The sequence below is a fragment of the Gallibacterium genomosp. 1 genome (assembly GCF_000771875.1).
In the GTDB taxonomy this organism is placed as follows: Bacteria; Pseudomonadota; Gammaproteobacteria; order Enterobacterales; family Pasteurellaceae; genus Gallibacterium.
On sequence record NZ_JPXX01000009.1, the window covers coordinates 18,586 to 35,618 of the forward strand.

A 17,033-nucleotide genomic window follows, 5' to 3' on the forward strand; every position below is an offset into this window, starting at 1 on the left:
ATGAGATAATGGAACAGGAACAACAACCGAATTTAAATAATGAAGAGTTAACTCATTTCGGGTTTAAAACGGTCGCAAAATCAGAAAAACAAAAACTGGTTGCCAATGTTTTTCATTCTGTAGCAGATAAGTATGATTTGATGAATGATCTACTTTCATTCGGTATTCACCGAGTTTGGAAACGTTTTACTATTGATTGCAGTGGTGTGCGTAAAGGTCAGAAAGTATTGGATCTTGCTGGTGGTACTGGTGATTTTTCGGCAAAATTCTCCAAAATGGTGGGGGAAAGTGGACAGGTTATTTTAGCTGATATTAATGATTCTATGTTGCAGGTAGGACGTGACAAGTTGCGTAATTTAGGAGTAGTCGGCAATGTAGAATATGTGCAAGCAAATGCGGAAATGTTGCCATTTTCGGATAACACTTTTGACTGTATTGTGATTAGTTTTGGTTTACGAAATGTGACGGATAAAGATAAAGCATTGCGTTCAATGTATCGTGTGTTGAAACCAGGCGGTCGTCTTTTGGTGTTGGAATTTTCTAAGCCGATTATTGAACCGTTGAGCAAAGTTTATAATTTTTATTCATTCAATATTTTGCCAAAAGTGGGCGAAGTGGTGGTGAATGATGCTGACAGTTATCGCTATTTGGCGGAGTCAATCAGAATGCACCCGGAACAATCCGTGTTGGAACAAATGATGATTGATGCCGGCTTTGAACAGACGCAATATTTCAATTTAACCGCCGGTATTGTGGCATTGCATCGTGGTTATAAATTTTAAGGAGCGATAAATGCTTTCTTCAATTAAACAGCAATTAATGTTGCCTCAGTTAGTAAATGGCTTGCTGGAACAAGCGGTAAATTATCTTATTGAACGTAGTGAAGGTGTTGTTCCAAGGTTACGGAAATTATCAGGTAAGGTGTTGTTGCTTCGTCTTAAACAAGGTGGTTACTGCTATTTGCTATTTTCGGAACAACGCTTAGATATTCTAGCGCAATATGATGGTGAAGCGGATTGTGAGGTATCGGCAGATGCTTGGTTGTTATTGAAGCGTCCGAAAAAAAGTGAGCTGTCTGAGTTAATCAATCAAAAGCAGGTTGTGGTTCAGGGAGATTTACAAGTCTTGCAGGATACGGTTGCTTTATTTGAACAATTGGAAAAAGATCCAGAAGAATTATTGGCTCCGTATCTTGGTGATGTGGCTGCTTACTCTTTAACCCAGATGATAAGACAGATAAAAAATCGTATAACTGAACATTATGCAACCAGTGAGCGTCATTGGGGAGAACGTTTAACTGAAGAGTGGCGGTTGATTGCTCCCTCTTTGGCGTTGGTACATTTTTATGATCAGGTTTCTGAGTTGCAACAGGATTTGCACCGTGTAGAAAATAAAATTAACCAACTTGCAGGAAGGCTATGAAAATAAAGCACTATTTTCGTTTTTATCGTATTGTCAGAGTATTATTGCAATATGGTTTAGATCAATCATTGCCTAAAATTCCATTAACCCGACCTCTCCGTTATGGTCGTAAACTCTGCTTTTGGTGGCAAAATCGTTATCCAGATAAATCTCTTGGTTGGCGTTTACGGATGGCTTTTCAAGAGCTGGGGCCAGTATGGATTAAGTTAGGGCAGATGCTTTCAACAAGGCGAGATCTTTTTCCGGAAGAAATTGCTAATGAATTGGCATTGTTGCAAGATCAGGTAAAACCATTTGATGGAAAATTAGCAAGAGAGGAAATTGAAAAAGCCTTAGGGGACAAGATTGAGCGTTGGTTTGAAGCATTCGATGAACAAGCACTGGCATCGGCTTCAATTGCTCAGGTTCATACCGCAAAATTTAATGGAATGCAGCCGTTCGCAGGGAAAGAGGTGGTGTTTAAAGTGATCCGCCCCGATATTGCGCCAGTTATTGCTTTGGATGTTGCCTTGATGTACAAAATTGCGAAATGGATTCCGCGTTTAACTCGGGAAGGTTATCGGTTGCGACCGGTGGAAGTGATTCGTGAATATGAGAAAACACTGTTGGCGGAATTGGATTTACGACAGGAAATGTCGAATGCAATTCAGTTAAGAGAAAATTTTTTAGATAGTCCAATGTTGTATGTACCGGAAATGTATAGTGATTTTTGTCATAAGAATGTCATTGTAATGGAGCGTATTTATGGCATTCCAATTTCAGATATTTCGGCATTGGAAGCGAACGGCACAGATATGAAATTGTTGGCAGAGCGTGGTGTACAGGTCTTTTTTACACAAGTGTTTCGCGACAGTTTTTTCCACGCTGATATGCATCCCGGCAATATTTTTGTCAGCTATCATCACCCGGAATCACCGCAATATATCGGTATTGATTGTGGCATTGTCGGCACGTTGAACAGCGAAGATAAACGCTATTTAGCGGAAAACTTTTTGGCTTTCTTTAATCGCGATTATCGTCGCGTTGCGCAGTTACATATTGATTCCGGTTGGGTGCCGGAAGATACCAATGTAGAAGAGTTCGAACAGGCGTTCAGAATTGTTTGTGAACCGATTTTTTCTAAACCGTTGGCAGAAATTTCATTTGGAAACGTGTTGTTAAATCTATTTAATACTGCGCGTCGTTTTCAAATGCAGGTGCAGCCGCAGTTGGTCTTACTCCAGAAAACATTGCTTTATATCGAAGGATTGGGTAGACAGCTATATCCGCAATTGGATTTATGGCAAACGGCTAAACCGTTTTTGCAGGATTGGCTGAATGAGCAGATTAGCGTCAAGAAAATGTATCGTGATTTTCAATCACATTTGCCTTTTTTGCGTGAGCATTTTGCCTCTTTTCCACAGACATTGCATCAGGCATTGTTGGAACAAAAACAAATTCGTCGGCAATTAACTTTGATTCAGCAGCAGTTAAAGCAGCAACAACGAAAAAATACCCAACGTGTGTATGGTTTTATGAGTGCGAGTTTGCTATTCTTTGCCAGTCTGTTCGGCTTTCAATTTTTACCGCTGAATATTGCTGTCGGGTTGTTGTTATTAGGTGTAGTGCTATTATTGATAACCGCTTTCAAACGATAAAGCAGCATTGTTGCAGTGTAAAAGCAGCAGTATAATTTAATCAACATTTTATTTTGACTAGAGGTACATTATGGGTGGAATCAGTATTTGGCAATTATTAATTATTGTATTAATCGTTGTATTGCTTTTTGGAACAAAAAAATTAAAAACATTAGGTTCGGATCTTGGCGAATCTGTTAAAGGTTTTAAAAAGGCAATGAGTGAAGAGGGGGAAAAAGATGCCGAATTTAAGAAATCTATCGAATCTCAATCCTCAAATTCAAACATACAAACTGACACAAAAACTAAAGATAAAGAGCAGGCATAACTGTGTTTGATATCGGTTTTTCTGAACTTGTTCTGATTTTTGTCATCGGTTTAGTGGTTTTAGGTCCGCAGCGTCTGCCGGTGGCAATTCGTACCGTTGTTAGTTGGATACGCACTTTGCGTAATCTCGCTAACAATGTGCAAAGCGAATTGGCACAGGAGCTTAAATTGCAAGAGTTGCAAGAGAGCATCAAAAAAGCGGAGCATCTCAATTTATCAGCACTTTCTCCTGAATTAAGCAAAACGGTTGAAGAGCTGAAAGCCTCTGCACAAAAAATGCAACAGCAGTTGGATCAACAAACCCAAGCAGCGAACAATGCTGTGAGCGAGTTGAAATCTTCATTGGAACAGCAGACCAAAATGGAAGCGCAAGGTGAAGAGCAGTCCATCACCACTGATAAAGCTGAGGAACAGCAACTGCTTGCTGCCGATGAACAAGCAGAATTGGCTGAAGCAGATGAAGAAAAATTAATTCTTGAACAGCATCAGGATGAGTTGGCAAGTTATGATCCGTTAGCGGATGTGCCGGCGGAAAAAATAACCGATCCGGCTAAAAAATCTTAAATTATCGCTATTTAGCAAAGGAAAGTTATGGCTAGCGTAGATGAATCTCAACCGCTGATTACCCATCTTATTGAGTTACGCAATCGCATTTTGAAAAGTTTTGTCTGTGTGTTGGTTGTGTTTCTTGCATTGGTTTATTTTGCAAATGATATTTATCATATTATTTCAGCTCCGTTAATTAATGAGCTTCCACAAAATTCAACGATGATTGCAACCAATATTGTTGCGCCTTTTTTTACGCCAATTAAATTAACTGCTATTACGGCAATATTTTTGTCCGTACCTTATATTTTGTATCAAGTGTGGGCATTTATTGCTCCGGCATTGTATAAACACGAAAAACGGTTAATTTATCCTCTGTTAGTTTCTAGTACATTGCTGTTTTATGTTGGTGTGGCGTTTGCTTATTATGTGGTTTTCCCCTTAGTATTTGCGTTTTTAACTAAAACAGCACCTGAAAGTGTAGCAATAGCAACAGATATCAGTAGTTATCTTGATTTTGTGTTAACTCTGTTTTTAGCTTTTGGCATCTGTTTTGAAGTGCCGGTTGCAATTATTCTTCTCTGCTGGAGTGGTGTGGTCAGCATTGAAGATCTAAAACAGAAGCGACCTTATATTTTAGTAGGTGCATTCGTTATTGGAATGTTACTGACACCGCCTGATATTTTTTCACAAACATTACTTGCTGTTCCAATGTACTTATTATTTGAAATAGGTGTATTATTTGCCCGTTTTTATCAGCCAAAATCAAATTAAATTAATAGAGCGGTTTAAATTTTAAGTATGAAAAATAACCTCATAAAAAATTGAGACAATTATTTAACTTTTAGATCAAATACCAATCAAGCGTTAACGAATACAGCAACTCATATTCAACGTACATATAAATTTGTTATACCGAGCCTCAAAGGTTCGGTTTTTTTATAATAATATTACTATGAATAAAAATTCACTTAACATTAATATTTTGTTAATAATTTAGGTACTTTTATTTTTTGTAAAAGTAGGTATACTATACCACTTTAAAAGTATCAACTTTATGGGGGTTTTTATGAAATTATTAAATAAATCTATTCTGTTTGGTTTATCGTTTATTTTAGCGGCTTGTAACTCTAGTGGGGGGGGGGAATTCTTCGCAAAAAGATAATGCTGTTGTAATTAATCCTGTTCAAGATGAGCAACAAGACGGTATTAATTCTTCTACAGAAAATAATACTAGTCATAATAAATCTTCAAAAGAAGATAAACAATCAGTAGAAAATAAACAAGAGAAAAAAGAGCCTTCATTTAAGCCATCGAAAGCTGAAGGGGATGTTTTCACTTTCGTTGGAATGGATGGGGATTTTCGTCAAGAACGTCAAAAGAATACTGTACTCAGTTTTGATAAAACAGCAAATCCTGTAAGTGATATTGGTTATTATGGTTATTTTACTATGCCAGAAATGCCTTACCCTTACAATAATCATAAATATTATTTTTATGAAGTAGATCAGAAATATGTTTTAGAAAATCCTGCTCAAGCTGTTAATGCAATTTATAAAGGTTTGGCAAAAATGACAATTGATGGGCAAGAAAAAGATGGTTCATTAACGTTAGAATTAAAAGATCAGACAGTTTCAGGTAATATTGAGGTACAGGCTAATAATATTAAGCAAATTGAATTGAAAAATGTGACCTTAACAGAGAAGCAATACTACTATGAAGGTAATGCTGTTGCTGCAGAATATGAGGGCAAGTATACAGGGGTGTTTGCAGGAAAAGAAGATAAAGCAGAGAATACACTAGGCGTATTTTATCTGAAGAACAAGGAAGGAGAATCTGTTATTTCTGGGGCATATCAGGCAAAAAAACAATAAACTTATTTTCATTTTTAAACGCCCAGTATGGGCGTTTTTTATTTATCATTAAAAAGATTAACGTAATAGGCAGAGAGTATTTAAATTTCTTATTGTTTTCTTATGATTTACAAGACATTAATTTTAATTTTCTGTGGCTTATTCACATTTTCTGCGATAGCAACAGCAAGTGATAATGTTGCTCTTCAAACTTATAAAACAGAGCTACACTCACCTGTATTCAATGCAACATTAGATCACTTGGACGATAAAATAGCTAAAGTGATACAAGGTAAAATATCTATTTCTTTAAAAGATGTGGAGAAAGATCCTATCTTAGTAAAGAAATTGTTATATCAAGCGGTAATATATCGACATTTTAAAATAATTAAGATGTTATTGCCTATTTATCAGAAATATCAACAACAAGATAAAATACTCATCTTATTTGCTGAAGGTGCTTTAGCTGAATCACAGCAAAATTATTCACAAGCGATTGCAAAGTTTCGACAATTGTTAGCTATAAATCCTAAAATGAATCCTGCAAGAATTGCATTAGCAATAGCATTATTTAATGATAAGCAGCTTAGTTCTGCAAAGCAACAATTTGAAAAAGTGAAATCTGATGAAAATTTACCAATAGCAGTGGCGAAAATGGTAGAACAATATTTACGTTTAATTGATGATAATAGTGCTTGGCAAATTAGTTTCTCTGCAAATTATGAACAAGATAATAATGTAAATGATGCCTCTTCTGATCGTAATATTGAACAAACAGGATTTGTGAAATCTGATTCAATGTTGCCACAATCTGCTCATGGTATTGCTTATTCATTGATATTAGCAAAAGAGAAAAATATTAAAGATTCACACTATTTCTTTTTTGAAACTAATTTGTTTGGTAAGTTTTATTGGGATAATCGTGATTATAATGATACATATAACCGTAGTTATTTAGGTTATGTAAATAAAAATTCAAAACAGAGTGTGCGTTTATTATCTCTTTATGAAAGGCGTTGGATTGGGAATAAGCGTTATCAACAAGGAACGGGAATACGTGCAGAATATAATCGCTGGTTATCTATAAATTGGCAAATTTCTTCTGCTTTGGAGTATGTTAAGCAACGTTATAATAATTATGATTATTTAAATGGAGCAAATAAATTATTTTCGACAACATTATTTTGGATAAGAAATCCACAACAAACTTTTCATATAGGATTTAATCTAGAGCAAGAAAATACCAGAATCAAACAGTATAGCAATAATAGTTATACTTTACGTTTTGGTTGGGGGCAAGAGTGGGGAAAAGGCATTTCTTCACATATGAATTTTTCTATTAGTAAAAGACAGTATCAAGATCAATTCAAATTAGCTAACCGGTTTCCATTGGGTAAAAATCGAAGAGATCACATATATCATACTTATTTTGCTCTTTGGAAACGTGATTGGCATTTGTTTGGTATTACACCTAAATTACAGCTGATATGGAAGAAACAACAGAGTAATTTTCCATCACTTTATTCTTATCAGGAAAAACAATTTAATATTGTTTTTGAAAAAAATTTTTAAAAGAATAAGACATTCTCAGCCTTTAAAAAGAGGATAACGTATTTTAAGCATATATTCGCTAATGTTAATTCATTATAATAGCTATCCTAACAGTATTTTTGATGAGTAAAGGAGCTAATGAATGACTCAACAAATTTTTTCACAATTTCCTGAACGTCGTATGCGCCGTATGCGTAAACAAGATTTCAGTCGTCGTTTAATGGCGGAAAATAAATTAAGTGTCGATGATTTGATTTATCCAGTATTTGTGATTGAAGGTGAAAATCAGCGTGAAGCAGTGCCTTCGATGCCGGGTGTGGAGCGTCTGACTATCGATCAATTATTGATTGAAGCAGCAGAATTAGTGAAATATGGTGTACCGATGGTTGCTTTATTTCCAGTTGTGCCACAAGAGAAAAAATCATTAATGGCGGAAGAGGCTTATAATCCGGATGGCTTAGTTCAACGTACCGTACGTGCATTGAAACAGGCTTATCCTGAGCTGGGGGTAATGACTGATGTGGCACTTGATCCTTTTACTACTCACGGTCAGGATGGAATTATTGATCAAAATGGTTATGTTTTGAATGATATTACTACTGAAGTATTGGTTAAACAGGCGCTTTCCCACGCTGAAGTTGGAGCTGATGTGGTTGCACCTAGTGATATGATGGATGGACGTATTGGAGCAATTCGTCAACAGTTTGAACAACAAGGTTTTATTAATACCTTGATTATGGCATATTCTGCAAAATATGCTTCTTGTTTTTATGGACCATTCCGTGATGCAATCGGTTCATCAAGTAATATCAAAGGTGGTAATAAATTTACATATCAACTTGATCCTGCAAATAGCGATGAAGCATTGCAAGAAGTTGGGTTGGATATTCAGGAGGGGGCTGATATGGTGATGGTTAAACCGGGAATGCCTTATCTTGATGTACTATGGCGTGTTAAACAGCATTTTGGTGTACCTACTTTCGCTTATCAAGTTTCTGGAGAATATGCAATGCAGATGGCTGCAATTCAAAATGGGTGGTTAAAAGAAAAAGAGAGCATTTTAGAAGGATTGCTCTGCTTTAAACGTGCCGGAGCGGATGGTATTTTGACTTATTTCGCTAAACAAGTGGCTATTTGGTTAGCGGAAGAAAAGTAAGGATAATTCTTCATTCATTATTTATTTCCGGATTACATTTATGTAATCCGTATTTTTTTGAAATAGGCTATGAACACAATTCAACAACAGTTTGAACAGTTACAACAACAATTCTTTCAATATCAATTGGTTCCAGCTTGGGGTAATTCTCAAGCTGAAATAATGTTTATTGGTGATGCTCCTGGGAAAGATGAGCTGAGTAAAGGACCTTTTGCTGGGACGAGTGGTAAATTTTTTGATCAGTTATTAGATTCTATTGGATTGACCAGAGAGAATATTTATCTGACCAATGTGGTTAAGTTTAGACCGGAAAAACGTAATCCTAACAAGAAAGAAATTACAGCATTTAACAGCTTACTACGTGCGGAAATTGCGAAGGTTAAGCCTAAAATTATTGTGCCGTGCGGACGTATTGCGTTGTCTGCATTTCTGCCAGAATTTAAAATCAGTGAAGTTCACGGGCAAGTTTACACCTTGATGCAGGATGAACACTGTTTTTTATTATTGCCGATGTATCATCCGGCAGCGGCAATGCATAATGGAAAAATGCGCCCAATGCTGAAACAGGATTTTCTCACATTGGGCGATGTTTGGAATGATTTGGATTAGTAGCTTGAGTTAATCAAAACTTCTTCACCGTAACCGCCTAAAGTAGGCATTGGTAAGTAGGTGGAGTTCGGGGCACGCATAATACGGATACCACGAATACCAGCTTCTTTCGCTGCTAGAATATCATCATCACTGTCACCGTAGTGAATGCTGATTTTATGCTCTAAAATAGCCGGTGTTTTGTTATATTTGGTATTACGTGGGCGATCTCCCATAAAATCAACCGGATGCATATTTTTAACTCCTAATGCTTTTTGTAGAATTGGGGTTACACCATCTGTTTTACCGGCAGTTCTTCCGGTAATGAAGTAAACGCTGTCGCCACGTTCCTCGTGCATTTTAATTAATGCTTTGGCAGCTTCTTTCGGAATAGAATATTTATCGCAGCCGGCATTGACTTCATTCCAGAAATCTTGATTTTTTAAATACTCAAAACCGTTTGGTGAATATTTTTGTTGTCCGTAATAGAAGCAAGGGCTGGAAAATAATACGGTATCATCAATATCAAAACTGACATTGATTGCCGGTTTACCTTCTAAACTTTTTTTAATCTGCTCAATTGAAACCCAATGAATTGGTGCTTGCTGTAACATTTCACGTGCATTTGTGCCTTCTTGAGTATAAGGTTCAGTTTTGGCAGCAAAAACATTAGTGGCGACACCGGCAATAATAGCCATGAGAGCTAATTTTTTCAAATTATGCATAGTTATATCCTTCTTAATTGTTTGATTTATTTAATAAAAATATTCCAGATGGAGCAAGTTCAATATAGACTACTTGGTAATTTTCCTCGAAGTGCTCAGGTGCTAAATTCACTAATAGTCTATTATTGCCCCATAGCACCACAATTTCCCAATGATTTCCCATATAAACTGCTGATTTAATTTGACAACGTGTTTCCGGTGAACCTTGGGTAAGTAGATGGATAGCCTCTGGACGAATGCCGACCAAACATTCACCATTACTGACATTGAACTCCTGAGCTTGGTTCAATGTTAATTGATAGCCATTAATGTTTAATTGATTATTTTCTAAATAGCCTTCAATGATACTGGCTTCACCCATAAATTTAGCTAAAAAGAGAGAGTTAGGTCGTTGATAAAGCACTTTTGCAGGTGCTTTCTGCATAATTTTACCTTTATTCATTACAATTACTTCATCAGAAACGGCAAAAGCTTCACTTTGATCGTGAGTAACATAGAGAGAAGTAATATTAAATTTTTGCTGTAATTCTCGAATTTTTTCACGCATACTGCGGCGTAAATTAGCATCAAGGTTACTTAGCGGCTCATCAAAAAGTAAAACTTTTGGTTTTAATACTAAAGCGCGAGCTAATGCTACACGTTGTTGTTGTCCACCGGAAATTTGATCGACATAACGATCACCAAAACCGGCTAGATCGACCAACTCCAATGCTTCTTCAATGCGCTGTTTACGCTCTTCAGCATTAACTCCCAACATTTTTAAGCCATAACCTACGTTATCTGCAATCGACATATGTGGGAACAAGGCATAAGATTGGAATACAATACAAATATCACGACTTTGAATGGAGGATTTCGTCACATCTTCACCATCAATAAAGATTTGTCCGCTGGTAGGGCGTTCCAAACCGGAGACCAAGCGTAGAATGGTGGTTTTACCGCAACCTGAAGGACCTAGCAATGTGGTCATTGTGCCACGTTTAATGGTTAAACTGAGATCATCGATCACAACAGATTTACCAAAGCGTTTTGTCACATTTTTTAAGACAAGAAAGTTATTATCGTTATTCATAAAACAACCTCAATTTAATTCATTTGTTTTGCTTTTGAACGGGAAATTCGAGTATCACCGACCATCCAGTCAAAGAATAAAATAATTGCCATCATCACTACAATCAGCAATGAACCATAAGCGATTGCAATACCGTATTCACCATCTTCTACACGGTTTAAAATATAGGCAGTGGCTACACGAGTATCGGCAGTTACCAAGAATACAATCGCACTTACAGTGGTCATTGCCCGAACGAAACTGGTAATTAATGCGGAAAGTAGTGCAGGTTTAAGCAATGGCAAAGTGACATAAATTAATGTTTTCCACGAATTTCCTTTTAAAGAAAGTGAAGCTTCATCTAATGATTTATCCAACTGCCCTAAACCGGCAATAGCGGCACGCATCCCAATCGGTAAATCCCTCATTACCATTGAGATAATAATGATGACACCGGTACCGGTGATATAGAGCGGAGCATCATTAAAGGCTAAAATGTAAGATACTCCGGCAACGGTTCCTGGTACGGCAAAACAGAGCATAGTTAAAAACTCTAATGTTTTTTTACCGGTGAACTCTTTACGCACCACAATATAGGCGATTAATAAGCCGAATAGTGCAGTAAGTGGAGCAGCAATACCGGCATAAATAATAGTGTTGATTAGAGATGGCCACGCACCGTCACTAAATCCTTGACCGAATAGCGAAGCATAATTTTCAAGGGTTAAAGTGTAATTAACACCCCAATTGACAGTGAAGCTACCGTAAAAAATACTGCCGTAAAGTGTGGCATTAAAAATAATCCAAATTGCTAATAAGGCAATAATGGCATTTTTTAATCCGGTAGGTAAATCCTGTACATCACCACGATAAGATTTACCAGAAACAGTCACATAAGAGCGATTTCCGATCCAAATATATTGCACAATAAAAATACCGAGAGAGAACAACAATAGAATTGTGCCTAATGTACTGGCGGAAGCATAATCAAGTTGTGAACCAGCAATATAGAAATAAATTTGAGTGGCGATAACATCGAAACTGCCTCCCAATACTAATGGGTTACTGAAATCTGCTAAAGATTGGATAAAAACCAACAAAAACGCATTAGCAAGAGCCGGTTTTAATAATGGAAAAATAACTTGAAAGAAGGTTTGATAACGATTAGCTCTTAATGTGTAAGAGGCTTCTTCAATGGACGGATGTACTGATTTTAATGATCCTTCCAAAATCATAAAAGCAAGCGGGGTAAACGCTAAGATTTGTGCAATAGCGATACCATTGAAGCCATAAAGCCAGTTTGTGTTGGTAAAACCGAAATGTTGCACTAAAAATTCAGTTAAATAACCGGAACGCCCCAACATCAATGTTACCCCTAAACCGACAACAAACGGTGGTGTAACGATAGGCAGAATGGAGAAAATTTTGCCGATAAAAGCGGTACGTTTGGCGATTCTGGTGGTATAAAGCGCAAAAGCCAAGCCAAAAACGGTAGAAAGAAAACCGACAAAGGCAGATAGCCATACCGAATTGAGGATGACACGCAAAATATAAGATTGAGTGATAATTTGGATAAATTGGCTTGGATTAAATTCATTGCCATCATAAAACATTGAAATGAAGATGGCTAAGGTCGGATAAACAATAAAAAAGAAAATTAATAAGATAATGGCGAGCAGCGAAGCAATAATAAATTTATCGCCTTGCATAATTTTGAGCTTAGCTAAGGCATTAGTAGCGATAGCAGTTAGCGTAATAATTTGTACGATAACAGCATAACCTAAGCTCAAGTGATAAATATTGGCGGAAATAAAAGTAAATAAAGCGATAATACAAACCGCAACTAATTCAAATTTTGCTTCCTTTTCTTGAGATAACCCAAGATGAGGGGAGAACCAGAAAATAGCCAAAGAGAAAAACCAAAACCAACTTAGATTAAACGAGTGCCATCCCATTGCGGCTAAAAATTCATCAGTAGTAGATTCTAGCAAGCCATAATCCAAAGCAAATGATGGCAGAATCGCAAATGCAAGAAAGCTAATCAAAATCCAGGTCGTAGTAGTATTTATTGAAAATTTTGTTGAGTCCATCAAAAATTCCTTAGTGGTTGAAACCTCATCATTTTCGGTGGTAGGATACATTTAATTTAGGAGAGGTTTAAGCTCTCATCAGGGCGATTCATAGAGCAATGCTTTATGGTCTTTCTGAGAATTGAAACATACAACCCTACAAAATAAAAATATACTCCCAAAAGATAGGAGAATAAATTATAAAAAGCAAATAGCTATGAGAAATAAATTCCCCATAGCTATTTTTTTGTTTTATTATTTGCTTAATTTGACGTCATTGACCCATTTGTTGATTAAACGTTTTCTTTCATCACTTGAGCCGAATTTTTCAAAATCATAATTGATTAATTTAAGTTTTGTCGGATCAAATGCATTAGGAGATTGTTCTGCGGTAGTGTTAGTTAAAGTCTGTAAAGCCTGACCTTTTTTCCACGCAAGTTCTTGACCTTCTTTAGATAATGCCCAATCAACGAAAAGTTTGGCATTGTCTAGATTTCTTGCACCTTTTAAGATACTTACGCCACCGAGTTCATAACCTGTGCCTTCACAAGGAACGACCAAGGCAAGTGGTGCGCCTTTCTCTTTTTCTAAGGCATAATCGTGTAAGAAGCCGATACCGATAGTGGCTTCACCACGTGCGGCGTTACGTGATGGTGTAATACCGGATTTGGTGTATTGTGAAATATTTTTGTCTAAGGATTTGAAGTATTCAAATGCTTTCGGTTCACCCCATAATTGGACAAATGTAGCAATGGCGGTATAAGCGGTACCGGAGCTTTGTGGGTCAGCAATTTGAATTTCGCCTTTTAAGCGCGGATCTAACAAATCACTCCAACATTTTGGTGTTTCTTTAATACCTAATTTTGCTAAACGGTCAGTGTTAACACCAAATCCTAAAATTCCCATATAAATGGCAGAGGATAGATTTCCTTTGACTTTGCCTGGATTTCGGAATTTTTCGATAATTTGCGACAAGTTTGCTGATTGATAAGGTTCTAATAAACCTAATTCCCCAGCTTGGGATTGAGGATCGAAAGTACCTCCATACCAAACATCAGCTTGAGGGTTATTTTTTTCCGCTTCAACTTTAGCAAAAGTGCTACCGGAGCCGTTACGAATGAATGAAGTTTTAACATCATATTTTTTGAGAATGCTTGTGTTTCAGTTTCACATAATTCATTGGTTGTACTGCAGTAAATGACTAAACGTCCGGATGCTTGAGCTGTAGAAGCTAATAAAATGGTACTAATGGCTAATGTAGAAAGTTTTAATGAAGTTGATAAATTTATAGCTATAATCCTTCTATAATGAAAAATTTGTTCGTTATTATATGAAAAACTTTTATCTGGAAATGTGAGCGAATTCACAAAAGTAAACTTATTTGATGAAAAATATGAGCGAATAAGTAAATTTATTTTTCTGATAGATATAATTTTGTTTAGAAAGAAAACAACGATAATGAAGCTTTTGCATTAATCGCCGATGCATTGTTCTTGTGATTATTCTAATTTATCTGTAACAAACTTGTAATAAATACCGAACTGTTCCATAGATTTTAAAACTTGAAGTAACTCTTTGCCTAAAGTAGTTAGCCCATATTCCACTTTTGGTGGATTTGTTTGATAATCTTTTCTAAAGACAATTCCATCATTACATAACTGCCTTTGAAAGTGATTGGTTACGGATTTCGCCGGCTATTAGAAGACAATTTTTTGCAGGAAATGATATACCAATCACTTATGTATGTATCCAAGTAAAAGAACACTCTCTTGATTCATTCACAGCTGATGATGCTGAAATATTAGATTGAAGTTATAAGGATTAGTAGAAATTTACAACTTGTTGTTTAAATGTGTGACTGTATTTGGTCATAAAAAATCTGCACCTTTATATGTTGGATAATAAGTCCAACTTTAGGGGTGCAGATCACAATTCAGCCTTTTTCAATATTTTTTATTGTACGATATTACAAAGTCATTGCCGCAATCCAACCGAAAATTAACAACGGAATGTTGTAGTGAATGAATGTTGGTACGACTGAATCCCGAATATGATCGTGTTTTCCATCCATATTCAAACCGGATGTTGGACCCAATGTTGAATCAGAAGCTGGTGATCCAGCATCGCCTAACGCAGCAGATACACCAACAATTGCAGCGGTAGCTAAGGGCGAAAAACCGAAACTAACACATAATGGCACATAAATTGATGTAATGATTGGAACAGTAGAGAATGATGAGCCGATACCCATTGTGATAAATAGCCCGATCAATAACATTAAGAATACGGCAAACCCTTTGTTATCAGTACCGATAGTGCTGCTGAAAGTTTGCACCAATTCAGTCACACCGCCGGTTTCATTAATCACTTTGGCAAAGCCGGAAGCGGCAATCATCACAAAACCGATCATTGCCATCAAACGTAAACCTTGTTGGAAAACATCATTGCTCTCTTTCAGTTTAAAAATACCACCTAAGGCAAATATAATTAAACCAACTAAACCACCAACAATAGTGGAGTCAGTGAATAGTTGTAAGGTAAATGCAACAACAATGGAAATAATACTAATCCAGATATGAAATGGTTTAATGTTAGCGATACGATGTTGTAAATCCTCAGAGGTAGGTTCACTGCCGTGAACAATATATTCTCTAGGTTTACGGTAGGTGATGAAAATGGCGGTCAACAATCCTAAAATCATTCCAATAACCGGAATCAACATCGCTAGCGACACTTGCGCAGTAGAAGTTTGCAGTCCGAATTGTGCGCCTGCCTCATTGATATTTTTGACAAGAATATTTTCAATAAAGATTTTTCCGAAGCCGACAGGTAACAACATATAAGTTGCAGTTAAACCGAAAGTCAAAATACAGGCTACGGCTCGGCGATCCAGTTTTAATTTATTAAAAATACTGAGTAATGGTGGTACAACAATAGGAATAAAAGCAATATGTACCGGCAAAAGGTTTTGTGAAGAGACAGAAAATGCCAATAACACGGCAAGTAAAAAGTATTTAAACCAAAATAGTGTTTTATGGCTAGGTGTATGACCTAAACGAACAATCACTTTGTAAGCGAGTAAATCTGTGATCCCTGATTTAGAAATGGCAACAGCAAAGGCACCTAAAATAGCATAATTCATTGCGACTGAAGCGCCCCCACCTAAACCATCAGTAAAAACTGAAACGGTTTTGTTCAGATCCAAACCTCCAACTAATCCTGCAGTAAGTGCAGAAATAATTAGGGCAATTACAACGTTGATACGCATCAAACTCAGTGCAAGCAACACGAGAATGGAGATAACAACTTCATTGCTGAATAACATATGTTGTGTTCCTTAAGTTGATTATGAGAAGTTCCATAATTTACTAAAATTTAACCATTTATCAAGAAATTTTTACATCTTAAAGTTGTGGTGGAAAAATATTAGCTTGTTTTAATTTATTCACCATTAAGCAGAATAATTCTGCTGTTTTTTCAGTATCATAAAGTGCTGAATGGGCTTTGCTTGGTTCAAATGGAATTCCTGCATTGTCACAGGCTGTACGAAGAACAGTCTGCCCAAACATAAATCCAGCCAAGGTGGCGGTGTCAAAGGTTGAAAATGGGTGAAACGGATTGCGCTTGATGCCTGTACGATTAATGGCAGCCATTAAAAAATTGTAATCAAACATTGCATTATGGGCGACCAATATTGAACGTTTGCATTCCGCCGCTTTTTGACCACGCCTAACCATTTGAAAAAATCCGGTTAATGCGGTGAGTTCATCAACCGCATCTCTTTGTGGATCATCGGGATTAATGCCGTTAATTTTTAATGAGTTCTGATCAACATTTGCGCCATCAAAAAGTTTAATTTGAAAGTGGCATTTTTCATCGGGATACAATAATCCTTGCTCATCCATTTTTACAGTGATGGCGGCTAATTCAAGTAGTCCATCCGTTTGCGCATTTAAACCGGAGGTTTCAACATCCACAATAACAGGGTAATAACCGCGGAAACGATGTTTTAGTAGCTGATAATTTATACTGTTTTCTGTTGCGTTATTTTCCGAGGTTTGAGAAAGCGTAGTATCCAAATTATGTTACCTTTAAAAATGACTCACTCCTCGAAAAAGAGGAGTGAGCA

15 protein-coding genes and 2 pseudogenes are annotated in these 17,033 nt (G+C 36.6%); 10 read left to right on the forward strand and 7 right to left on the reverse strand.

Going from position 1 to position 17,033, the window contains the following annotated elements; genetic code table 11:
* The first annotated feature begins 8 nt into the window (after nucleotides 1-8).
* The 10 genes from ubiE (at nucleotide 9) to JP36_RS03390 (ending at nucleotide 9,080) form a co-directional block, all read left to right on the forward strand.
* Nucleotides 9-782, forward strand: coding sequence for a bifunctional demethylmenaquinone methyltransferase/2-methoxy-6-polyprenyl-1,4-benzoquinol methylase UbiE (ubiE, locus tag JP36_RS03345; protein ID WP_039136340.1), 774 nt, complete (start codon nucleotides 9-11; stop codon nucleotides 780-782).
* Nucleotides 783-792: 10 nt separating this feature from the next.
* Nucleotides 793-1,422, forward strand: a complete 630-nt coding sequence (locus tag JP36_RS03350) for a ubiquinone biosynthesis accessory factor UbiJ (protein WP_039171928.1) — start codon at nucleotides 793-795, stop codon at nucleotides 1,420-1,422.
* Nucleotides 1,419-3,059 carry a ubiquinone biosynthesis regulatory protein kinase UbiB gene (ubiB, locus tag JP36_RS03355; RefSeq protein ID WP_039171932.1) on the forward strand — a complete coding sequence of 547 codons (1,641 nt, stop codon included), beginning with the start codon at nucleotides 1,419-1,421 and terminating at the stop codon, nucleotides 3,057-3,059. Before JP36_RS03350 ends, ubiB begins: the two co-directional genes overlap by 4 nt.
* Before the next feature lie 70 nt (nucleotides 3,060-3,129).
* Nucleotides 3,130-3,366, forward strand: coding sequence for a Sec-independent protein translocase subunit TatA (gene tatA, locus JP36_RS03360; protein ID WP_039171936.1), 237 nt, complete (start codon nucleotides 3,130-3,132; stop codon nucleotides 3,364-3,366).
* A gap of 2 nt (nucleotides 3,367-3,368) precedes the next feature.
* Nucleotides 3,369-3,929 carry a Sec-independent protein translocase protein TatB gene (tatB, locus tag JP36_RS03365; protein ID WP_021461293.1) on the forward strand — a complete coding sequence of 187 codons (561 nt, stop codon included), beginning with the start codon at nucleotides 3,369-3,371 and terminating at the stop codon, nucleotides 3,927-3,929.
* Between the two features lie 27 nt (nucleotides 3,930-3,956).
* Nucleotides 3,957-4,685: a twin-arginine translocase subunit TatC gene (gene tatC / locus JP36_RS03370; protein WP_039171940.1), complete on the forward strand. Its 729-nt coding sequence runs from the start codon at nucleotides 3,957-3,959 to the stop codon at nucleotides 4,683-4,685.
* Nucleotides 4,686-5,044: 359 nt separating this feature from the next.
* The gene (locus JP36_RS03375; protein ID WP_039171944.1) at nucleotides 5,045-5,785 is read left to right on the forward strand and encodes a hypothetical protein; all 741 of its coding nucleotides are present in this window, start codon (nucleotides 5,045-5,047) and stop codon (nucleotides 5,783-5,785) included.
* Nucleotides 5,786-5,887: 102 nt separating this feature from the next.
* Nucleotides 5,888-7,336, forward strand: coding sequence for a porin family protein (locus tag JP36_RS03380; RefSeq protein ID WP_039171946.1), 1,449 nt, complete (start codon nucleotides 5,888-5,890; stop codon nucleotides 7,334-7,336).
* Nucleotides 7,337-7,457: 121 nt separating this feature from the next.
* The gene (gene hemB / locus JP36_RS03385; RefSeq protein WP_039134373.1) at nucleotides 7,458-8,471 is read left to right on the forward strand and encodes a porphobilinogen synthase; all 1,014 of its coding nucleotides are present in this window, start codon (nucleotides 7,458-7,460) and stop codon (nucleotides 8,469-8,471) included.
* Between the two features lie 69 nt (nucleotides 8,472-8,540).
* Nucleotides 8,541-9,080 carry a uracil-DNA glycosylase gene (locus JP36_RS03390; RefSeq protein ID WP_039142710.1) on the forward strand — a complete coding sequence of 180 codons (540 nt, stop codon included), beginning with the start codon at nucleotides 8,541-8,543 and terminating at the stop codon, nucleotides 9,078-9,080.
* Here JP36_RS03390 and aphA read toward each other — a convergent pair.
* The 7 genes and pseudogenes from aphA to rnt all read right to left on the reverse strand — a co-directional run bounded on the left by aphA (nucleotide 9,077) and on the right by rnt (nucleotide 16,983).
* Complete coding sequence (gene aphA / locus JP36_RS03395; protein ID WP_039142707.1) at nucleotides 9,077-9,784, reverse strand: acid phosphatase AphA; 708 nt, start codon at nucleotides 9,782-9,784, stop codon at nucleotides 9,077-9,079. The two genes, JP36_RS03390 and aphA, sit on opposite strands and share 4 nt — an antisense overlap.
* 13 nt (nucleotides 9,785-9,797) lie before the next feature.
* Nucleotides 9,798-10,856, reverse strand: a complete 1,059-nt coding sequence (gene fbpC, locus JP36_RS03400) for a ferric ABC transporter ATP-binding protein (RefSeq protein WP_039171951.1) — start codon at nucleotides 10,854-10,856, stop codon at nucleotides 9,798-9,800.
* Between the two features lie 14 nt (nucleotides 10,857-10,870).
* Nucleotides 10,871-12,925 (reverse strand): ABC transporter permease, encoded by a 2,055-nt coding sequence (locus tag JP36_RS03405; RefSeq protein ID WP_039171954.1) that lies wholly within the window; start codon nucleotides 12,923-12,925, stop codon nucleotides 10,871-10,873.
* Between the two features lie 234 nt (nucleotides 12,926-13,159).
* A pseudogene (locus JP36_RS03410) lies at nucleotides 13,160-14,193 on the reverse strand (ABC transporter substrate-binding protein).
* A 210-nt stretch (nucleotides 14,194-14,403) separates the two neighbouring features.
* A pseudogene (locus tag JP36_RS11895) lies at nucleotides 14,404-14,556 on the reverse strand (winged helix-turn-helix transcriptional regulator); the annotation flags it as partial.
* 314 nt (nucleotides 14,557-14,870) lie between these two features.
* Nucleotides 14,871-16,229: a Na+/H+ antiporter family protein gene (locus JP36_RS03415; protein ID WP_039171957.1), complete on the reverse strand. Its 1,359-nt coding sequence runs from the start codon at nucleotides 16,227-16,229 to the stop codon at nucleotides 14,871-14,873.
* A 79-nt stretch (nucleotides 16,230-16,308) separates the two neighbouring features.
* Nucleotides 16,309-16,983 carry a ribonuclease T gene (gene rnt / locus JP36_RS03420; protein WP_052119436.1) on the reverse strand — a complete coding sequence of 225 codons (675 nt, stop codon included), beginning with the start codon at nucleotides 16,981-16,983 and terminating at the stop codon, nucleotides 16,309-16,311.
* Nucleotides 16,984-17,033 lie beyond the last annotated feature (50 nt).

Excerpts from the sequence above, each read along its gene's own strand:
- ubiE (WP_039136340.1), top strand. The coding sequence starts at position 9 with ATGGAACAGGAACAACAACCGAATTTAAATAATGAAGAGTTAACTCAT.
- JP36_RS03350 (WP_039171928.1), top strand. The coding sequence starts at position 793 with ATGCTTTCTTCAATTAAACAGCAATTAATGTTGCCTCAGTTAGTAAAT.
- ubiB (WP_039171932.1), top strand. The coding sequence starts at position 1,419 with ATGAAAATAAAGCACTATTTTCGTTTTTATCGTATTGTCAGAGTATTA.
- tatA (WP_039171936.1), top strand. The coding sequence starts at position 3,130 with ATGGGTGGAATCAGTATTTGGCAATTATTAATTATTGTATTAATCGTT.
- tatC (WP_039171940.1), top strand. The coding sequence starts at position 3,957 with ATGGCTAGCGTAGATGAATCTCAACCGCTGATTACCCATCTTATTGAG.
- JP36_RS03380 (WP_039171946.1), top strand. The coding sequence starts at position 5,888 with ATGATTTACAAGACATTAATTTTAATTTTCTGTGGCTTATTCACATTT.
- hemB (WP_039134373.1), top strand. The coding sequence starts at position 7,458 with ATGACTCAACAAATTTTTTCACAATTTCCTGAACGTCGTATGCGCCGT.
- JP36_RS03390 (WP_039142710.1), top strand. The coding sequence starts at position 8,541 with ATGAACACAATTCAACAACAGTTTGAACAGTTACAACAACAATTCTTT.
- aphA (WP_039142707.1), bottom strand. The coding sequence starts at position 9,784 with ATGCATAATTTGAAAAAATTAGCTCTCATGGCTATTATTGCCGGTGTC.
- fbpC (WP_039171951.1), bottom strand. The coding sequence starts at position 10,856 with ATGAATAACGATAATAACTTTCTTGTCTTAAAAAATGTGACAAAACGC.
- JP36_RS03405 (WP_039171954.1), bottom strand. The coding sequence starts at position 12,925 with ATGGACTCAACAAAATTTTCAATAAATACTACTACGACCTGGATTTTG.
- JP36_RS03415 (WP_039171957.1), bottom strand. The coding sequence starts at position 16,229 with ATGTTATTCAGCAATGAAGTTGTTATCTCCATTCTCGTGTTGCTTGCA.